Here is a 17,983-nt window from a genome sequence, read left to right on the forward strand (position 1 = left end):
GTCATGCCCATCGGGCACGATCGGTAATGTAATTGGCCTGATTTCTTGCCGGCCCGAGGACGGCCGCTGATTGGCGGCCGTCCTCCTGCATCTGGGCGAAGACAGCAGGGGCTGTGAGCGTCAGCGCAAGGCCGGCGAGGAGGAGCTTCTTTATTTCTGTTTCCTTCCTGGCTTGGGGAATGTTAGCCGGGCCTGCCCGGAGCAACGATTTCGACGCCTGGACGATGCAGGCGGTCGAGCAGGCCGCGCGGACCTGGGCGGGGCGGCTTGAGGCTTTCGGCGCGGCCGTCGGCATGGACAAGAAGATCGCCATGGATAAAGCCGTCGTCGAAATGACCTTGCACCGTCAGTGCTTCGCCGGCTTTGACGAGGTTACCGCCTTCGCCGCTTGGGCCTGTTTCGACGAGCGCCCGGCCGCTGCCATCGTCGATGACAAACTTGTTGCCGAATATCTCCGCGACCTTGCCCTTGACGGCGACGACGCTGTAGGGCGCCAACGAGGCAATGGTGCTGGGCTGCATGAGCATGACGCTGTCGCGGGGTGCTGCGAACATCGTTGCCCCGGCACCGGCAACAAGCCCGGCCACGAGAAGCCCGGCGGCAAAAACGCCGGTCAGATAGGGCCTGCGTGCCTGGTGGCTTTGCGGGGTTGGTCCGGCCTGAGCCGGGGTATCGGGAGTTTCTGAGGTATCGGTCATCCTGGTCACCTTCCGTGTTACGGTTGAATGCGACTGTACTAACCGGCCGGCAGGAACCCAGCCTGAACCGGGCCGTTCAGTTTCAGTTAAGCCGGCAGGCATAGGAGCCGACCCTGAAACGAGGCCGACGCAATGAAGGTGCTGCTCGTCGAAGACGATGAATCGATCGCCAGCCAGCTGGCCGAGGCGTTGCGGGGCGAAAACTTCGTCGTTGATATCGCCGCGAATGGTGAGGATGGTCAGCATCTCGGCGACACCGGCGCCTATGATGTCGCTGTTCTCGATCTCGGCTTGCCCAAGATCGACGGCAAGGCTGTGCTCAAGGCTTGGCGCGCGGCGGGACGCAGCTTACCGGTGCTGATCCTGACGGCGCGGGATGGTTGGTCTGAAAAGGTCGAGGGGTTCAAGGCCGGCGCGGACGATTATCTGACCAAACCGTTCCGAACCGAGGAACTGATCATGCGGCTGCGCGCGCTTGTGCGACGCGCGGCCGGCCATGCGCAGGCCAGGATCATCTGCGGCCCGCTCGCCTTCGACGCGCAGCTTGGCACTTTTGAGATCGACGGACTGCCGCTGAAATTGACCGGACTGGAATGGCGCGTGCTCTCCAGCCTGATGCTGCGCAAGGAAGTGGTGGTGACGCGCGCGGACTTGCACGAACGTGTCTATGACGGAAATGCGGAGGTCGACTCGAATTCCCTGGAGGTGATCATTGCCCGGCTGCGGCGCAAGATCGGTCACCGCCATATCGAGACGGTTCGCGGTCTCGGCTACCGGTTGACGGCAGGCGAGGTATGAACCTCATCCCGCGTTCCCTGGCAGGAAGGCTGCGACTTGCGGCCGCCATCGCCATCATCGTCGCTCTCGTCCTGGCGGGCATCACGATTGCACTAATCCTGCAGCGTTTCGTCATTGGCCAGATCGACCAACGACTGGATGGCCAGGTTTTCGCCGTGGCGGCAGCGTTGCAGCGCGGCGGCGATGGGAAAATGACGGTGACGCCGATGCTGAACGGGCCTCCGTTCGATCGTCCGGGATCGGGTTGGACATGGCAGGTCACGGCACCAGATGGCGAGTTGGTGTCGGCCTCGCTGGCTGGCGAGCCGGCCATGCCGCGGCCGCCGGTTCATGGCGGGCGCTTCGACAATTTTCCAGATATATCCGGACTGCTTGGATCGCTCGCTTCCCTGGGCCGGCCAGCGCCTGCGGATGGACCAGATCCGCACGGGCAGAAATTGCATTGGCGCATTCTTACGGTCCCATTTGGAGACAAAACCGCGACGGTGACGGCGACTGCGCCTTACAGCGCCATTTACGGACCTCTGCGCGACGCGCTTGTGCCGCTGGCGCTGGCGCTGATCGTGCTCGGCCTGTTGCTGTTCGGCGCGATGGTGGCACAGGTAAGAATTGGCCTGCGACCGCTGGCGGGCCTGCGCGCTGGTCTCGCCGATGTCCGTGCTGGCAGGCAGGCGTCCATCTCCGCCGACCAACCCAGCGAAGTCCTGCCGTTGGTCCACGAGGTCAACAGCTTGCTTGCCGAAAATGCCGAAGGCCTGGCGCGGGCCAGGCGTCACGTTGCGAATCTGGCGCATGGCTTGAAGACGCCACTCGCGGCGCTTGGCCTGGCCCTCGAAAAGCGGCCGGAAAGCACCGCCAAGTCCATCATATCCGCCACGGGTATTGCCTCCATGCGTTCGCAACTGAATGTGATGGAACGGCTGATCCGCCACCATCTGGCTCGAGCACGTGCAGCGGTGCTGGCCGGACCGGCCCGCGCCAGCACAAATGTTGCCGAGAGGTTGGTCGATCTTCGCGGCATGATGGCGAACGTACACCGGGAGCGCGGGTTGAAGTTCGACGTCCAGGTCACGGCCGATATCGCGGTCGCTGTCGAGATGCAGGATTTCGATGAGATCCTTGGCAATCTTCTCGACAATGCCTGCAAATGGGCGCGCGCGCGCGTCGTGATTTCTGCAAACGCCGATGGCAGCCGTGTCACCATTGACATCGAAGACGACGGTCCAGGTCTCGATCCGGCTGCGATGCCGGAGGCGATGCGGCCTGGACGGCGCATCGACGAGGCACCGCCGGGGCATGGTTTTGGCCTGCCGATCGCAGCGGAACTGACGGAGCTCTATGGTGGAAGCCTCGAACTGTCGCGGGCGACCGTTGGCGGATTGCGGGCGCGGGTAATCTTGCCCCAGTCGTACTGATTTAGGCACCTGAGATAGAGGAACGGAATGCCTAGTGGATTCCGTTCGTTGTTGACTACATCAATGTCTCGATCCGTTCGGATCCTGCCCCTCAGCCATCGCCCGATTGAACGCGGCCGCCTCGGTGGCCGAGTCGAACTGTCTAGCCCTTACAGACCCATCTGGCATCAACGTTATGGCTAAAAATGGTAGCCCCTTATGAGGCGGCGAATAGACGACATACGCGATGGCGGGCGGTTTATAGGTCATAGTGTCACCAATGTTTGTGGCGCAACACCTAGCCCGCATCCCTCTGCACGGCCAGCCTGTTTCCACCCTTGCGGCGCGTCTACAGATGGCTGGATCACGCCGCCCAAGGCAGGAAGAACGATGGCTGGTTCGCCAACCGGCTTTGCTGGGCAGTCCATGTCTTCCCCCGGTCCGCGGCCTTGCCGCTGAATGTAGGCGCGACCGATTTCGGGAGCGTCGGAGCTAATCACGCCAGTTTGCCGACACAGAATCGTATGAGTATTTTCCGAGTCTGGCGCTCGACGAGCGCCAGCCGGATCATGAGCACTTCTGACGGCCTTTTCGGCCGTTCGCTCCCTAGCCGCCGATACGAGGCCGCTGGAGGCTGTTCCATTCTAGCGTGCCCAGGCGGTTCTCGGCACCATAAATCCGTTTGGCGTTAGGGAGACAGACACCATGGCAACCCAACTGTCCGTGGTGACCGCAGCGCTAGCCAAATCGGTGAGCGGCGCCAGCGTCGATCCGCACAAAGGCCTGACGAGCGACGAAGCGCGCGCCAGGCTGAAGACCTCTTGCCCGCACTTCTGGTGGTCGGCACGCTTGTGACGGCGATCGTCGTCGCACTGCTCCTTGATCTGGTGAAGGTGCCAGTCTTTCATCGTCTTGGGATTACCTAGCCGCAACGGATGCCAAACAACGAATGCCAAAGGAAGAAAATGAAAATCATCCCAAGAGATTTTCGGGTCCGGGAAGGAGATGAGGTCAGCCTCAAAAAGTGGCCGACCATCATCGATCCCTTCTACAAGTCGAAGGCCCAATACCAAGAGCTCCTGGCGGATCATGTTACGCGCCTCAGTTCGCAACAGCAGCTGCTCTACGCGTCCAATCGCCATGCGATCCTGCTGATATTCCAGGCCATGGACGCAGCTGGGAAGGACGGCGCAATCCGGCACGTCATGTCCGGCGTCAATCCGCAAGGCTGCCAGGTGTTCAGCTACAAGCACCCGAGCGCAACGGAACTGCAGCATGACTTCCTATGGCGCACGACCCGCGACCTTCCCGAGCGCGGACGGATCGGTATCTTCAACCGCTCCTATTACGAGGAGGTGCTGATCGTCCGCGTACATCGCCAGATCCTCCTCAACGAAGGACTTCCCGACACGCCGCATAACGACAAGACGCTCTGGGAGAACCGCTATCGCTCGATTAACAATCTTGAGCGACATCTCCACGCCAACGGAACACGCATCGTCAAATTCTTCCTCCATCTTTCCAAGGAGGAGCAGCGAAAGCGCTTCCTCGCCCGTATCGACCAGCCGGAAAAGAACTGGAAGTTCAGCATGGCCGATGTCGAGGAACGAAAGTTCTGGAAGCAGTATATGAAGGCCTACGAGGAATGCCTGAGCGCGACGAGTACCGACAACTGCCCATGGTATGTCGTTCCCGCAGACGACAAAGAGAACGCTCGATTGATTGTCTCACGCATTGTGGTGGACACTCTCGAGGAGCTCAAAATGTCGTATCCGAAGACCAGCGAACAACGCCGTGAAGAACTGCTGTCCATCCGCAAGCGGCTCATGGAATGAGGTCCGGGCGTATGCTGGAAATCCGGAGCCATCGGTAGCGGCCGAACCAAGCCCCCCGCAGCGCGCAAATCAGGACCAATAGATTTCACATCGCCATTTCCGAGCGTGCGCCCTGAACAACAGCTCCTCGCCGGATGGCAGGCAATCGCGGCCAGACTTCGGCTTTCGTAAAGTGGAACTCAGCGGCATCGGATCGATGGGAAGCTTCATGTCTGAGGCACCCCGTCACGTAACAAGAGTTTTGTTCCTGTCACGACCGCCGGCCAGGCCCAGCGCGAAATAGATTGCGCCCAGGACGACAAACCAGGCAGCAGCGAAGTAGAATGCAGTTCGCGTCTCGGGATCAAAGGCCATCAATATGACGATGACGCCGACGAATCCGAGAACAAGCCAATTGGTGACAGGAGAACCCGGAAGGCGGAACGCGACACCCGGCTTGGTGCCGTTTTGAACTGCCCGGCGATACCGCATATGCGACACCATGATCACAATCCATGTCCACAATAGAAACACGAGTACGCCGGTGATCGCATAGTTGAAAACGCTGGCAGGCACCAGATAGTTGAGCAGGACTCCCAAGAGCATCATCGCAACCGAGACGGCCAGGCACCGGCTGGGAACCTGGTGTTTGTTGAGATGTGAGAAAAAGCGCGGAGCTTGGCCGGAGCCGGACATGGAGTACAGCATCCGGCTGGTTGCGAAGAGCCCGCTGTTGCATGCTGACGCTGCTGCAGAAATCACGACAATGTTGACGATCGCGGCAGCGGCGGGAAGGCCTATGCGCGCGAAAACCAACACGAAGGGGCTTGCCGTCGGATCGAGCTGATCCCACGGATAGAGCGTCATGATCACGGTGAGCGCTCCGATATAGAAAATCAGGATCCGGTAGATAATCCCGTTGAATGCTTTTGGAAGCGATTTGCTGGGGTCTTTCACCTCTCCGGCGGTAAGCCCCAGAACCTCCGTGCCGCCGAAGGAAAAGGCGGCGATCGGGAGCGCGAGCAGTACGCCCATGGCGCCGTGCGGAAAGACGCCGCCGTGCGACCAGAGATTGGAGAAATCGGCGGGGCCGGGTGTGCCCTTCAAGCCAAAGAAGATGATCACTGAGCCCAATGCGATCATTGCCAGGATCGTGACGACCTTGACCAGCGACAGCCAGAATTCGATCTCGCCATACAGCTTTACGGAAATGACATTCGCGCCATAGAGGACCATGACCGCGCAAAGTGCTGGAATCCATTGCGGCAGATCCGGGTACCAGTAGTGAAAATAGATCTCGATAGCGCTGACTTCCGCTATCCCCGCCAAGATCCAGTTCAACCAGTATGACCATCCCGTCAGAAATCCTGCCCAGGGGCCGATGAACTCCTCGGCATAGGACGCGAAGGATCCGGCGACGGGTCGATAGATCGCGAGTTCGCCAAGCGCCCGCGCAATCAGAAAGACGATGATCCCCGTAATCAGGTAGTCCAAGAGCAGGCCCGGGCCGGCTTTGTGGATCGCCTCGCCGGAGGCGAGGAACAGGCCCGCGCCAATAGCCCCACCGATGGCAATGAATTGGACCTGGCGATCGCCCAAGGCGCGCGACAATTGGCCAGGTTCGGTCTGGACCACCGCCGCGGCGCCTGGATTGGTTGCCGCTGCGGGCAGTGTCACAACCTGGCTGCCAAGTTCACTCAAGTTTGCCAACCTTCAGGCGTTGATTGAGAGCGCGGAGGTCTTTTCAATCGCCTTGGGCGCATCACCGCTTGGTGCCATGGGTTGAGGCCGGTCATGCGCGATGATCCGGCCAATTTCCTTTTTCATGATCTCGAGATAAGACTGCCAGCTCTCCGGATAGCTCGCGACCTTTACGATCCATGGATGGAGCACGCAGCACCTGAGCACATAGACGTTGTGGATCCGGTTCCATTCCGCCTCCGGGATTCCCAGGCGTCCGACCAGCCCCATCGGGGCATTGCCATAGGAATCGAATTCCAGGACGGTGTGCGACGTAATCCAATCATCCGCGTACAGCGGTCCGCCTTCATAGGATGAGGCCTGATAGATCTTGGCATTCAGATCGTTCATTTTGGTCAGATCGGTATTGCCCTTGTAGTTGAACGCCATGCAGACGACATTGAAATCCGGGCCATCGAGCAACTGCTCGCAGACGAAAACTTGGTCACCGACCGTGAATTCCCGGACGCTTTCCAGCTCCGTGGCGAAATGCGCGGCACCGGCAACGCTGCGACCGATCAACTGGCCATATCCGGCAATATTGAGCGGCAACAACCTGTGGGCTGCCCATACGCCGGCGGCGGCGGCGCCGGACTTGGAGCCTTCGAGTATGACGCTGCCAAGGTTCATTTCCAGATTTTGCTTGTTGTCGAAAACGTAGGCCGCATCATAGGAGACGAGACCCAGGATGCGCTTGTCCTGCAACGCAATGCCGCCCGCGGCATAAGGAATGTAGCCCATCTTGTGCGGGTCGATGGTGATCGAATCCGCCGTTGGCATCGCGCGATAGGCATTCCAGACATCCTCGGACGGAAACATAGCCTCCGAAACCGGAACACCCATCTCGGCGATCCTGGCGCGGACCTCGGCGAAGCCCATGAAATGGTTTGCCTCGTCGAGGAAGACCGCACGCCCGTAGCCGCCGTAGGCCGCATCAACGTGGAAATAGAAAGACAGGCCCTGCTTGGCATATTCATCGCGCAGCGCCGCTACCGCAGCGATGTCATCGACAGCCCCCTCCTCCGTCGTCGCAACCACGGCGACGACCGATATAATTGGCGTCCTGGATTTGATACAGGCATCGATCGCAGATCGGAGCGCTCCGATATCCATGCGATAGCGATCCGTAACCGGAATCCGGATGAGATTGTCGATGCCGATGCCGAGAACATCGGCCGCCTTGTCCCAGGAGTAGTGCCGGGTCTGCGGCACAATGATCTTTCCGAGCTTGCCGCCGCCGGCGCCGCGCGCTCGCGCGGATGCTTTCAATACAAGGCCGAAGGTCCTCTGCTCTTTGGTCCGATCGACCAGATCGAGGATCTGGGTCACGGACAGGTTGAGCAGTTGCCAGTCGTCGAGGCCTTTGACGAGCTCGGGACTGACCTCCTTGACCGCCAGCGGGAACGATTTGAGGTTGCGGGCCAGCCACAGCGATTCATAGTTCGCGATTGTGCCGTCCGACGTGATGTGTCCCCAGGAACGATCCACATCGTAGCCAAGCAATTTCGCGAAATCGCCCCCGCACTCAAGTTCCATATGCGCGGTTGCGACCGAGGATTCGTAGGCGACATTGTTCGGGTTGTACATTGTGGCCGCCATCTGGGCGAGGTTGGCCACCATCAACGTGTCCGAATTCATGTGACCGAGGTAGCGTGTCGAGAACCAGGGCGTGGAACTGTCCTTCAGTTTCGCCGACACCATGTTCAAGACCGCCGTCGTGCGGTCGAGAGTGGAGGTAAACGGCTGCTGCCGCATTTCGCTCGGGGTGACCATTTCGTCATCCGCCGGATGGAAGTCACGCCGCCAGTGGACGTGCTCATCCATGAGAAAATCGAGCGTTGTCTTGAAGAAGGCCTGGTTTTCCGATTTCGGACCGAGGAAGAGAGCTTCGACGGCAATTGGTTCTTGGCTAACAGTTTTCACGTTTTGCACTCAGCTTTCAGGATTTTTGCACAGTTAGTGCGGGGATGGTTCGACTGCGGACCCGTCTTCGCTTCAGTCGCTACGCGACGGGCAACGGAATGACCGCGCTCTGCTTCCAGTTGGCCTTGCGGAGGCGATAGATCGCGATCGGGATGAGGCACACCACGATCGTGCCGATGATCATGAAGAGTTCGAACGGCAGCGGGTCTTCCTTGACCTGCGTCGGCGGCAGCAGCGAGATCACGAAAATGAAGGCAGCGGCGACAATCCCCCAGCCCGCCATGAGCCACATGCCGAGCTTGCCACCCGGAATCCGGAACTTTCGCGGCGTGTCCGGCTGGCTGTATCGCAACCGGATGGCGGCCGCGTACATGAAGAAATACATGACGATATAGACCGAGGTCGTCAGGGCGAAGAGCGCCCAGAAGCCGGCGCTGACGCCGCCTGGCAGTACGACGAAGACCGCTCCCCAGAACGTCACCAGAACCGCCTGCAGGAACATAAGCGCAGTCGGCACGCCCTGCTTGTTCTCCCTTTGGAACACGGCAGGCAAAAGCCCGTCACGTGCCGCCACACTCAGACCACGCACCGGGCCTAGCACCCAGGCGATGACCTCGCCCACGGCTCCGACGATGATGAGAACACCGACGACGGGGGTAATCCAGCTCAGCCCCGGACCAAACACAACCTGAAAACTCTGCATGATCCCTGCGATCAGGCTCAGGTCCTTCACCGGGACGATCCAGGCAACGACCAGTCCGCCGATGACGCTTGTGACCGCCATGATCACGCCGACGACGAGGATCGCGATCGGGTAATCGCGGTTGGGGTTCTTCATTTCATTGGCGTGCGCGGCAGAGACCTCGATGCCAATGAAAAAGAAAACGAATGTGATCAGGAGAACGAGATCGCCGGCATCGGAGAAGCGCGGAACGAGGTCCTTTGCCGACGGGATCAGGGGAATAAGCACGGGGTGGCCTGTCCAGATATAGAGAATGCCGCCGCCGATCAGGACGATCATGGGGAAGGCGCCCAGGATGACGAAGAGCGTCGTCCAGCGGGCGTAGGTCTTCAATCCCTGGAGGTTGAGAAGTGTGGCTCCCCACCAGACGCCGACGACCACGGCAAAGATAAAGAGCTTGCTGTCGGCCAATGCTGGGTTGAACAGATAGGCAGCGGTGCCCGCGATGAAGGTCAGGATGCCGATGAAGCCGATGGTCATCTGAAACCACTGCAGCCAGATCGCGACGAAGCCGCATTGTTCGCCGAAGGCCTCCTTGACCCAGACATAGACACCGCCCTCCTTGGGCCAGCCAGTCGCGAGTTCGGCCGACACGAGTGACGCCGGCACCAGGTAGAGGAGGATCGCCAAGGCGTTGAAGGCGATGGTCTGCCAACCGACGAGGGCCTGAAGCGGGAAGGTGCGGATGCTGATCAGGACCGCAGATGTGATCATGATGAACGTTGGTAGTGATAGGGAATAAGTGGCTGGTTTTGCGGCGGTCGCCATGAGGTCTTCCGATCCAATTGACTGTACTCGAATGCTGCCAATGGCCCATGTGACCGGCGCGATGCGTTCGGCCGGAGTGATGGATCTCATCAGCTCGATCATGAGCGCGTGAGGCAGCTGTCGGATGGATTTGACCGCAAAGCGGATTTATTGGAAGGATCGGAATCTACCTATGGACCGACGGGGATCGAAGCAAAATTACCGCAACAGTTGCGAGCGGCTGCGCGACTTAGGCAGGGCCTAGCCGCCGCGTGCCCCCAGAAATCTAACCGCCCGTGAGACGGTCGATCTCGGTTGCCGCCCGATCCGAGCCATATGGTCGCCTGCGTAGTTTCCGATCCTGTGGCCGCGATCTCAAGAGGACTACCATCAGCTCCAGCATGCCGGCCGCAGACAAAACGATGAATCCTGCGCCTCTGGCCAGTTCTCTGACTATTTGCCTTGGCCTGGTGATGCCTCTGGCATCGATGGCTGGTCCCGCTGCTGCATCACCGAACCTGCGAAACAGACCACGGATACAAGGAAGCTCACAATGTTGAGGCACAAATCAGAAATCATCGGCTATGCCATCGAGGCAAGCGATGGCGCCATAGGTACAGTCACCGACGTCCTGTTCGATGACACGAACTGGATCGTTCGATGGTTGGTTGTCGACACAGGCAAATGGCTGTCGGGCCGAAAGGTGCTTCTGCACCCTTCGGCGCTAAAGCACGTCAATTATACGGGTCACCAGTTCGCCGTCAAACTCACGATGCAACAGGTCAAGGACAGCCCGGATATCGACACGGATCAGCCCGTGACACGGCAGATGGAAACCAGCATCTACGATCATTACCCATGGGGCGCACCCTATTGGACGACGCCATACTATATGGGCGGATACGGCTACTACGTGAATGGCTTCGGCTATATGGGCGGGCCAATGGAGGAGCCGCTCGCTGATGACGACATTCCGCGTCGGCACGGCGATCCGAGTCTGCGCAGCGTCAAAGCCGTGACGGGATATCACATCCATGCGACCGACGGCGAAATCGGCCATGCCGAGGACTTCCTTGTCGATGACACGGATTGGAGCATCCATTTTCTGGTGGTCGACACGAACAACTGGTGGCTTGGAAAGAGGGTTCTGATCTCGCCATGGTTTGCAACCGATATCAGCTGGAGGGATAGGCTGATCAACGTCGACGTCACCCGACAGACGGTCAAGGACGGTCCTGCCTATGATGCGTCCACCGTGGTGGACCTTGCCTACGAGAAGCATTTCCAAAGTCACTACGGCGATGGGCAACCCATCCTGCACCACTGAGGTCTTGCCCGGTCTCTTCTGACACTATTGCTCAGGAAGGATCGGGCGATCCCCATCTATGTGGGCTGACCGCGTCAGCATCGCATCGCGCAACAACACCAATGGTGTCGCGCTGGCCTTTAGATTGGCCGGCACGTTCCCTCGCATGGAGCCATGTATTTCCTGGAAGACGAGTGGCTGGCGGGCCGCGCATGGATCGGAGCTTGCCGATGTGGCCGGACACGAACACGTTCCTGACGGGGGTTCCAGCGTTATGTGTCGGATTTCACCGGATCGGTCTCGATGTCCGGGCCGCGCCAACGGGGTATGCTAAGCTTACCCGTTATGCGGCGGCCCGGCAGGCTGCGTTCCATCCGGGTTTCTCCGGCGTCGTCGCCCAGGCCGATGCCTGTTCCGGCGCTGGTGCCGCCCGTTGAGCCACCGAGGTCGAAACCGGGCCGATCCACCGCGCCAGCCGCAGGCGGTTTTTCCGCGACAAGTCGATTTAGGCCCTCGCCTGCAAACCTTGCTTTTAGCTGTTTGCGCTTTGTCCAGCCGAACGCTTCGACGCTGTGTTTTTTGTTGTTTTCCACGATCTCATTCCAAAAGACTGAAGCTATTTCCGCAGGTGAACAGAAACTGGGCGCACGAATTATCTCTGACCGCCGCTGACGTCCTCGAATTCGGCGTCGACGACATTTTCATCAGGCTTGCCAGACGGTCCTCCGGCTGCAGGGCCTCGAGATGGTTGAGCGGGACCAGTTGCGGCTTGGACCACCGCCTCATCAATTCGTTTCGTCACCTGAGCGAGACGTTCCATGGATTGCGTGAGCCCGTCATGGGACGTCCCGTCCGCGGCGGAGCGTGTCGCCGAGATTGCAGCGTTAGCCTCATTGTTGATTTTCACTGAGAACTGACCCGGCATTTCCACTGAGAAGTGACCCGCCTCTCATGTATGTTTCGGGTCGGGTGTTGTGGTCAAGGTTCTGGCTTTCTCCTTCGCTTTTTTGGGTTCGTGGGCAGAGCTGTTTTTGAAGCGGAAGCTGTCGTTTCCAGTTTCGAGAATGTGGCAATGGTGGGTCAGCCTGTCGAGAAGCGCGGTCGTCATCTTGGCATCGCCGAAGACACTCGCCCACTCGCTGAAGCTGAGGTTTGTGGTGATGACCACGCTTGTGCGTTCGTAGAGTTTGCTCAGCAGATGGAAGAGCAATGCTCCACCTGATGCACTGAACGGCAGGTACCCAAGCTCATCCAGAATCACGAGATCGGAATGGACGAGGCGATTGGCTATCTGGCCGGATCTCCCCTGAGCCTTCTCCTGTTCGAGCGCATTGACCAGCTCGACTGGACTTGCCCCGAAAAAGTGGAGAGTTTCCTTCTGATGAAAGGCGACCTCGATGACGAAACAGAGACAGTTTACGGATGCGTTCAAGGCGGAGGCGGTTGGCCTTGTGCGAACGAGCGGTCGGACGAAGCGGCAGATCGCGGAGGATCTTGGTGTTGGTTTCTCGACGCTGACGCGATGGATGGGTCGGCAGCTGGATCGTGAGATGGGCGATCCTGGGCGTCCGCCTGATGCTGATGTCGCCGCTGAATTGAAACGGCTGCGGCGGGAGAATGAAATCCTTCGGCAGGAGCGGGATATCTTGAAACGGGCGACGGCTTTTTTCGTCAAGGAGGGAAGTCGGTGAGGTTCGCGCTCATCGACCAGGCGAAGAAGGATTTCCCTGTGGACCGTTTGTGCGCGACGCTGGGTGTCAGCCCGAGCGGCTACTTTGCCTGGGGGCGCCGGCCGGCGTGCCGCCGGCAGCGCGACGACATGATAATGCTGGCGCATGTGCGATCGTCGTTCGCGCTGTCGAACGGAACCTATGGTAGCCCGCGCATGACGCGGGAACTGCAAGACAATGGCTTTGCCATTGGCCGGCGACGAACGGCGCGTCTGATGCGGGAGAATGGCCTCCAGGCAAGACAGAAGCGGCGGTTCAAGCGCACGACGGACAGCGAACACGCCTTTCCGGTTGCCCCCAATGTCATCGACCAGGATTTTGCCGCCACTGGTCCCAACCAGAAATGGGGTGCCGACATCTCCTACATCTGGACGCGGGAGGGCTGGTTGTACCTTGCTGTCGTCATCGATCTGTTTGCCCGCAAGGTCGTTGGCTGGGCTGCTGGCAACCGGCTACACCGCAGCCTGGCTCTGGCAGCGCTCAACAAGGCGTTCGTCATGCGGCAGCCGGAACCCGGCCTCATTCACCACTCCGACCGCGGCAGCCAATATTGTTCTATCGACTACCAAGCCGAATTGCGTGCCGCCGGCGTCATCATCTCAATGTCAGGCAAGGGCAATTGCTTTGATAACGCCATGGTCGAAACATTCTTCAAGACGCTGAAAACTGAACTGATCTGGCGCACCTCTTTCCTTACCCGCGCCGATGCCCAAGCCGCCATTGCCCGATATATCGACGGCTTCTACAATCCCATCCGGCGGCATTCCGCGCTCGACTACATCAGCCCGATGCAGTTCGAGCGAAACGCCGCCGAATGAGCAACCCGCTCTCCACTTTACCGAAGCAAGTCCACTCGACGCCGGCGACCTGCCCGATATTGCCGTCTTGCGAACCCTCCTCGGCCCGGACCCCGCACGGCTGCCGACCGTCTTGGTGCAACTCGCTTCCCTTAACGGCTATGAAGCCCTGATCGGGGCAACCCATGTGGGAGACGTCGCATGAGCAACGCCCACACCATCGACGAAGCCCGCCTCGGCATCATGCTCAACGAACTCCGGCTACCGACGATCAAGACGCTCTGGGCGCAATTTGCCGAGCAGGCCGATAGAGAGGGGTGGCCCGCCGCCCGGTTCCTCTCGGCCATCGCCGAGCATGAGCTGGCCGAACGGGCACATCGCAGGATCGAACGGCATCTGGCCGAAGCGCATCTGCCGCCCGGAAAGACGCTCGACAGCTTCGCCTTCGACGCCGTACCCATGGTCTCCAAGGCCCAGGTCATGGCCATGACCGCCGGTGACAGCTGGCTCGCCAAGGGCGCCAATATCCTGTTGTTCGGCCCACCCGGTGGCGGAAAGTCGCATCTTGCGGCAGCGATCGGACTCGCCCTCATTGAGAACGGCTGGCGCGTGCAGTTCGCCCGAACCACCGATCTCGTGCAGAAGCTCCAGATCGCGCGGCGAGAGAGCTGCAGCTCGAAGCCGCCATCGCCAAGCTCGACAAGTTCGATCTGCTCATCCTCGACGATCTGGCCTACGTCACCAAGGACCAGGCCGAAACGAGCGTGCTCTTCGAACTCATCTGCGCAAGATATGAGCGGCGTTCCATCATGATCACCGCCAATCAGCCCTTCGGAGAATGGAACAGAATCTTTCCGGACCCCGCCATGACCCTCGCCGCAGTGGACCGACTTGTTCACCACGCAACGATCTTCGAGATGAACGTCGAAAGCTACCGGCGCAGATCCGCCATGGAAGCCAAACGCCAGCGCGGCAGGCCAGCCTCTTACGCGACAATCAAGAACAAACACGAACTTGTCGCGGAGCGGCAATCAGAAATAGATGAAGGCCTTGCCAGCGACAATCAGCATGATAATTTGCACGTGACCGCGACCTGAGAATCTCATCCAGATCGCCGCTCACGTCTCATCCAGATCGTCGCGCTATAGGCTAATCTCTCGGATCGATAAATGTTCTCGATAATGCCAGCGTCGGATCACGCTCAATAATGCCATGTCGATCACTCCGTAATCCCCGCTGAAAAAACGCAGGGTAAGGGTCAAACATGGGTCAATTCTCGGTGGAAATATCCTGTGTCGCCGGGTCAGTTCTCAGTGGCAATCAACACACAGCGACTGGTGGGAGCCTGGCGCTCTCAAACCAGACACGCCCGCGGTCTCGGACAGCACTCCCCATGTGTTCTTCCGGATTCTCGTCGTCGAGGTGTCCGGCAGGGAGGCAAGGGATTAGGCTTGTTGCGCTCGCGGCATCGCCAGCAGCGGTTGCAGTTGTTCCCGGCAGCATCTGCCTGAGCACACCATCCTTCCGGGCGAAATGACGCCACGGCGCGGCAGCCCGGATGCAGCCGGCAAGGATCGTGACCGCATTGGCACCACAAGCTGGAGAACTCACGGAACCCAAACGCCTACTGAAGGATTTACGTCATGCGGTACTTCATGAATCCTCGGGCCAGCCTCGCCTGCTCTTTCGCCATGCTCAATGATACGTGGTTCAAGAGGGTCTTCGAACCATAGTCCTACATGCGCCCGGCCGGCTATGGCCGGCCGCAATCGATGAATGCATCAACGGAAATCAACAGTGGCCAGCCGCAACATTCCGCGGAGCCGCTTGAAGGACATGAACATGCAAGTCGAGTCAGTCATGGCATCACCTGTCGTTGGTATCGACCCATCCGCGTCAATTGCGGATGCGGCAAGGCTGATGTTAGCCAGAAAAATCAGCGGCCTTCCCGTCATTCGCAACGACGGAACTCTGGTTGGGATTGTCAGCGAGGGTGATTTTCTCCGCCGCGGAGAATTGGGCACGAAGCGCAAGCGTTCTCGCTGGCTCGAATTTCTTGTCAGTCCCGGAAAAGCCGCTGATGAGCATGCCCACGCCAATGGACGTCGGGTTGAGGAAGTGATGTCCGAGGGCGTCGTCACGACGACTCGCAATGCGTCGTTCGAGGAGGTCGTTGAATTGATGACCCGTCACCATGTCAAACGCCTTCCGGTGGTCGAAGACGGCAAAGTTGTCGGCATAATCGCTCGCTCCGATCTGCTGCGTGCATTGCTTCTCGTCCTACCGACGTCGGATTCGTCGGACGTGGGCGACGAACAGATACGCCGGAACATCCTCGCCGAACTGGCTGACCAAATCTGGGCCGGCACCAGCATGATTCACGTCAATGTGGACAAGGGCGTCGCGGACCTCAGCGGACCGATCTTTGACGAACGCGAGCGTCTGGCGGCTCGTGTCGCAGCCGAAAACGTCGCCGGCGTCAAAGCCGTGACGGACCATCTGTTTTGGGTCGAGCCTCTGTCCGGCACGGTGGTCGATCCGTCGGCATGAGACGCTGTCCCGCCCTGATCGTCCACAGAGAACCGAGATGTTCAGGAAGTTATACGGGTGTCGGTTCAATGAGCCTGCCAATATCCAAATGCGCGATCAGGCTCTCCTTCGGCTTCCGGGCATTCTGAAATGCTGTTGCGTAAACACGCTGGGACGACTTACGGTTCTGAGGCGGGTATCGCAAATCGCAACGAGTCACAATTGAATGGGATTAGTGGCCAGACATATGCCGGTGTATGTAGGCCGTGTTTGAGGGCAACGGGGTTGAGTTCATTGCTTGGACGAGCACTGAGGCCTGCTATTCGCCTTCGAAAGGCCTCAGCGAAAACGTAGTGTCCAAAGCCTTCGCACTGTCGTTCTTGCTTTGGTCGATGTCCATTGGCCGAAACACCATGCCCGCTCTCGAAGAAAAGTGCCGATTTTTACTGCTGATGACGCCGAAGTGCACGAAGCTTCTGCCAGTAAGCAAGCCTTTTCGTTACTTCTCGCTCGAAGCCCCGCTCATTGGGTACATAGAATTCGGGGCGGTCGTTGCCGTCAAGCCCCGCCGGGAAATACTCCTGCCCCGAGAAGCCGTCCGGAACATCGTGATCATATTGATAGCCGTCGCCATAACCGAGTTCCTTCATCAAGCTTGTCGGAGCGTTGAGGATATGAATTGGAGGCGCTAGCGATCCTGTGCGACTGGCGAGCTGCAGGGCAGCGTCAAATGCCAGGTGAGCAGCATTGGATTTGGGAGCGGTTGCCACATAGGTGACCGCCTGAGCCAAGAAAAGCTTCCCCTCCGGCCACCCTACCCTTTCAAATGCGTCCCATGTCGCCACGACTTGAGGTAGCGCTTGGGGATCGGCCATCCCTACGTCTTCAGAAGCTGCGCAGGCTAGCCTGCGGAACAACGTGGCAGGGTCTTCACCTGCGACGATCATCCGAGCCGCCCAGTATAGCGCCGCTTGCACGTCGCTCCCTCGCAGACTCTTGTGAAAACAGCTCAAAAGATTGTAGTGCCCTTCTTGAGCCTTGTCGTAAATCGGTGCGCGTTTTTCGATCGCCCTACTGAGGCCTTGTAAATTCAAGACTTCGCCCGCGTCAAAGGTGAACAGCTCTTCACAAAGCCCCAACAAATATCGGCCGTCGCCATCGGCCATTTCGACCAGGACATAGCGGGCGTCATCGTCTAGCGGCAACTTGCGACCAACATGTTGTTCTGCCCGATTCAAAAGCTCTTCGAGCGAAGGACGCTCGAGACGCTTGACCGTGTAAACCCGTGCACGCGACAGCAAGGCCGCCACAAGGCTGAAGCTTGGATTCTCCGTTGTTGCGCCGACCAGCACAACGGTGCCATCCTCGACATGCGGCAAAAGGGCATCCTGGGTGGTCCTATTGAATCGGTGAAGCTCATCTACGAAAATCACGCTCTGCCGCCCCGACGAAAAACGAAGATGACGGGCCGCTTCGATAACCTTTCGTAGATCCGCGATTCCAGCCGATACGGCCGAAAGCTGCATGAACTCGACGCCAGCCTCTTTCGCGACAAGACGCGCGATCGTTGTCTTTCCCGTCCCGGGAGGCCCCCACAGCACAAATGAAGAAAGCCGTCCGGCGGAAACCATTCGGCTGATGGGGCCATCGTCTCCCAAGAGGTGATCCTGCCCAATCACTTCGGATAGCCGCTTTGGACGAAGTTCCTCGGCTAGTGGCTTGGGCGCAGTTGAGGCGAATAGGCTCATGCTACTGCTCTCGAGCC

14 protein-coding genes and 2 pseudogenes are annotated in these 17,983 nt (G+C 59.2%); 9 read left to right on the forward strand and 7 right to left on the reverse strand.

Features of this window, described 5'->3' with window-relative positions; translation table 11 throughout:
* Positions 1-182: 182 nt before the first annotated feature.
* On the reverse strand, positions 183-698 hold the full coding sequence (locus tag LGH82_RS05895) for a hypothetical protein (protein ID WP_227347657.1): 516 nt from the start codon (positions 696-698) through the stop codon (positions 183-185).
* 132 nt (positions 699-830) lie between these two features.
* Here LGH82_RS05895 and LGH82_RS05900 point away from each other — a divergent pair, with 132 nt between their 5' ends.
* The 4 genes from LGH82_RS05900 to LGH82_RS05915 all read left to right on the forward strand — a co-directional run bounded on the left by LGH82_RS05900 (position 831) and on the right by LGH82_RS05915 (position 4,725).
* Entirely contained in the window at positions 831-1,496 is a 666-nt protein-coding gene (locus LGH82_RS05900; protein ID WP_227347658.1) for a response regulator transcription factor, read from the forward strand.
* Positions 1,493-2,911 (forward strand): sensor histidine kinase, encoded by a 1,419-nt coding sequence (locus tag LGH82_RS05905; RefSeq protein ID WP_227347659.1) that lies wholly within the window; start codon positions 1,493-1,495, stop codon positions 2,909-2,911. Before LGH82_RS05900 ends, LGH82_RS05905 begins: the two co-directional genes overlap by 4 nt.
* Positions 2,912-3,595: 684 nt before the next feature.
* On the forward strand, positions 3,596-3,745 hold the full coding sequence (locus LGH82_RS05910) for a hypothetical protein (protein ID WP_227347660.1): 150 nt from the start codon (positions 3,596-3,598) through the stop codon (positions 3,743-3,745).
* Positions 3,746-3,855: 110 nt separating this feature from the next.
* Positions 3,856-4,725: an ADP-polyphosphate phosphotransferase gene (locus LGH82_RS05915; protein ID WP_227347661.1), complete on the forward strand. Its 870-nt coding sequence runs from the start codon at positions 3,856-3,858 to the stop codon at positions 4,723-4,725.
* Positions 4,726-4,950: 225 nt separating this feature from the next.
* Here the strand turns inward: LGH82_RS05915 and LGH82_RS05920 are convergent, their stop codons facing one another.
* The 3 genes from LGH82_RS05920 to LGH82_RS05930 all read right to left on the reverse strand — a co-directional run bounded on the left by LGH82_RS05920 (position 4,951) and on the right by LGH82_RS05930 (position 9,877).
* The gene (locus LGH82_RS05920; RefSeq protein WP_227347662.1) at positions 4,951-6,405 is read right to left on the reverse strand and encodes an amino acid permease; all 1,455 of its coding nucleotides are present in this window, start codon (positions 6,403-6,405) and stop codon (positions 4,951-4,953) included.
* 12 nt (positions 6,406-6,417) lie between these two features.
* Positions 6,418-8,367, reverse strand: a complete 1,950-nt coding sequence (locus tag LGH82_RS05925; RefSeq protein ID WP_227347663.1) for a pyridoxal phosphate-dependent decarboxylase family protein — start codon at positions 8,365-8,367, stop codon at positions 6,418-6,420.
* Positions 8,368-8,446: 79 nt separating this feature from the next.
* Positions 8,447-9,877: an APC family permease gene (locus tag LGH82_RS05930; RefSeq protein ID WP_227347664.1), complete on the reverse strand. Its 1,431-nt coding sequence runs from the start codon at positions 9,875-9,877 to the stop codon at positions 8,447-8,449.
* A gap of 532 nt (positions 9,878-10,409) precedes the next feature.
* Between LGH82_RS05930 and LGH82_RS05935 the strand changes: the two genes are divergently transcribed.
* Positions 10,410-11,183, forward strand: a complete 774-nt coding sequence (locus LGH82_RS05935) for a PRC-barrel domain-containing protein (protein WP_227347665.1) — start codon at positions 10,410-10,412, stop codon at positions 11,181-11,183.
* A 251-nt stretch (positions 11,184-11,434) separates the two neighbouring features.
* Here the strand turns inward: LGH82_RS05935 and LGH82_RS05940 are convergent, their stop codons facing one another.
* Together LGH82_RS05940 and LGH82_RS05945 are read right to left on the reverse strand one after the other, a co-directional pair.
* Entirely contained in the window at positions 11,435-11,755 is a 321-nt protein-coding gene (locus tag LGH82_RS05940) for a hypothetical protein (protein WP_227347666.1), read from the reverse strand.
* Between the two features lie 356 nt (positions 11,756-12,111).
* On the reverse strand, positions 12,112-12,594 hold the full coding sequence (locus LGH82_RS05945) for an ATP-binding protein (protein ID WP_227347667.1): 483 nt from the start codon (positions 12,592-12,594) through the stop codon (positions 12,112-12,114).
* Here LGH82_RS05945 and LGH82_RS05950 point away from each other — a divergent pair.
* The 4 genes and pseudogenes from LGH82_RS05950 to LGH82_RS05965 all read left to right on the forward strand — a co-directional run bounded on the left by LGH82_RS05950 (position 12,560) and on the right by LGH82_RS05965 (position 16,239).
* A protein-coding gene (locus LGH82_RS05950) for an IS3 family transposase (protein WP_413771365.1) occupies positions 12,560-13,710 on the forward strand; the annotation gives its coding sequence in 2 pieces (ribosomal slippage) (positions 12,560-12,824 and positions 12,824-13,710; 1,152 coding nt in all). The two genes, LGH82_RS05945 and LGH82_RS05950, sit on opposite strands and share 35 nt — an antisense overlap.
* 180 nt (positions 13,711-13,890) lie before the next feature.
* Positions 13,891-14,786: pseudogene (gene istB, locus LGH82_RS05955) on the forward strand (IS21-like element helper ATPase IstB).
* Positions 14,787-15,009: 223 nt separating this feature from the next.
* Positions 15,010-15,138: pseudogene (locus LGH82_RS05960) on the forward strand (pyridoxamine 5'-phosphate oxidase family protein); the annotation flags it as partial.
* A gap of 393 nt (positions 15,139-15,531) precedes the next feature.
* Positions 15,532-16,239, forward strand: coding sequence for a CBS domain-containing protein (locus LGH82_RS05965; protein ID WP_227349501.1), 708 nt, complete (start codon positions 15,532-15,534; stop codon positions 16,237-16,239).
* Between the two features lie 422 nt (positions 16,240-16,661).
* Here the strand turns inward: LGH82_RS05965 and LGH82_RS05970 are convergent, their stop codons facing one another.
* Entirely contained in the window at positions 16,662-17,966 is a 1,305-nt protein-coding gene (locus tag LGH82_RS05970; protein WP_227347668.1) for a replication-associated recombination protein A, read from the reverse strand.
* Positions 17,967-17,983 lie beyond the last annotated feature (17 nt).

It is taken from the genome of Mesorhizobium sp. PAMC28654, from assembly GCF_020616515.1.
Classification (GTDB): Bacteria; Pseudomonadota; Alphaproteobacteria; order Rhizobiales; family Rhizobiaceae; genus Mesorhizobium.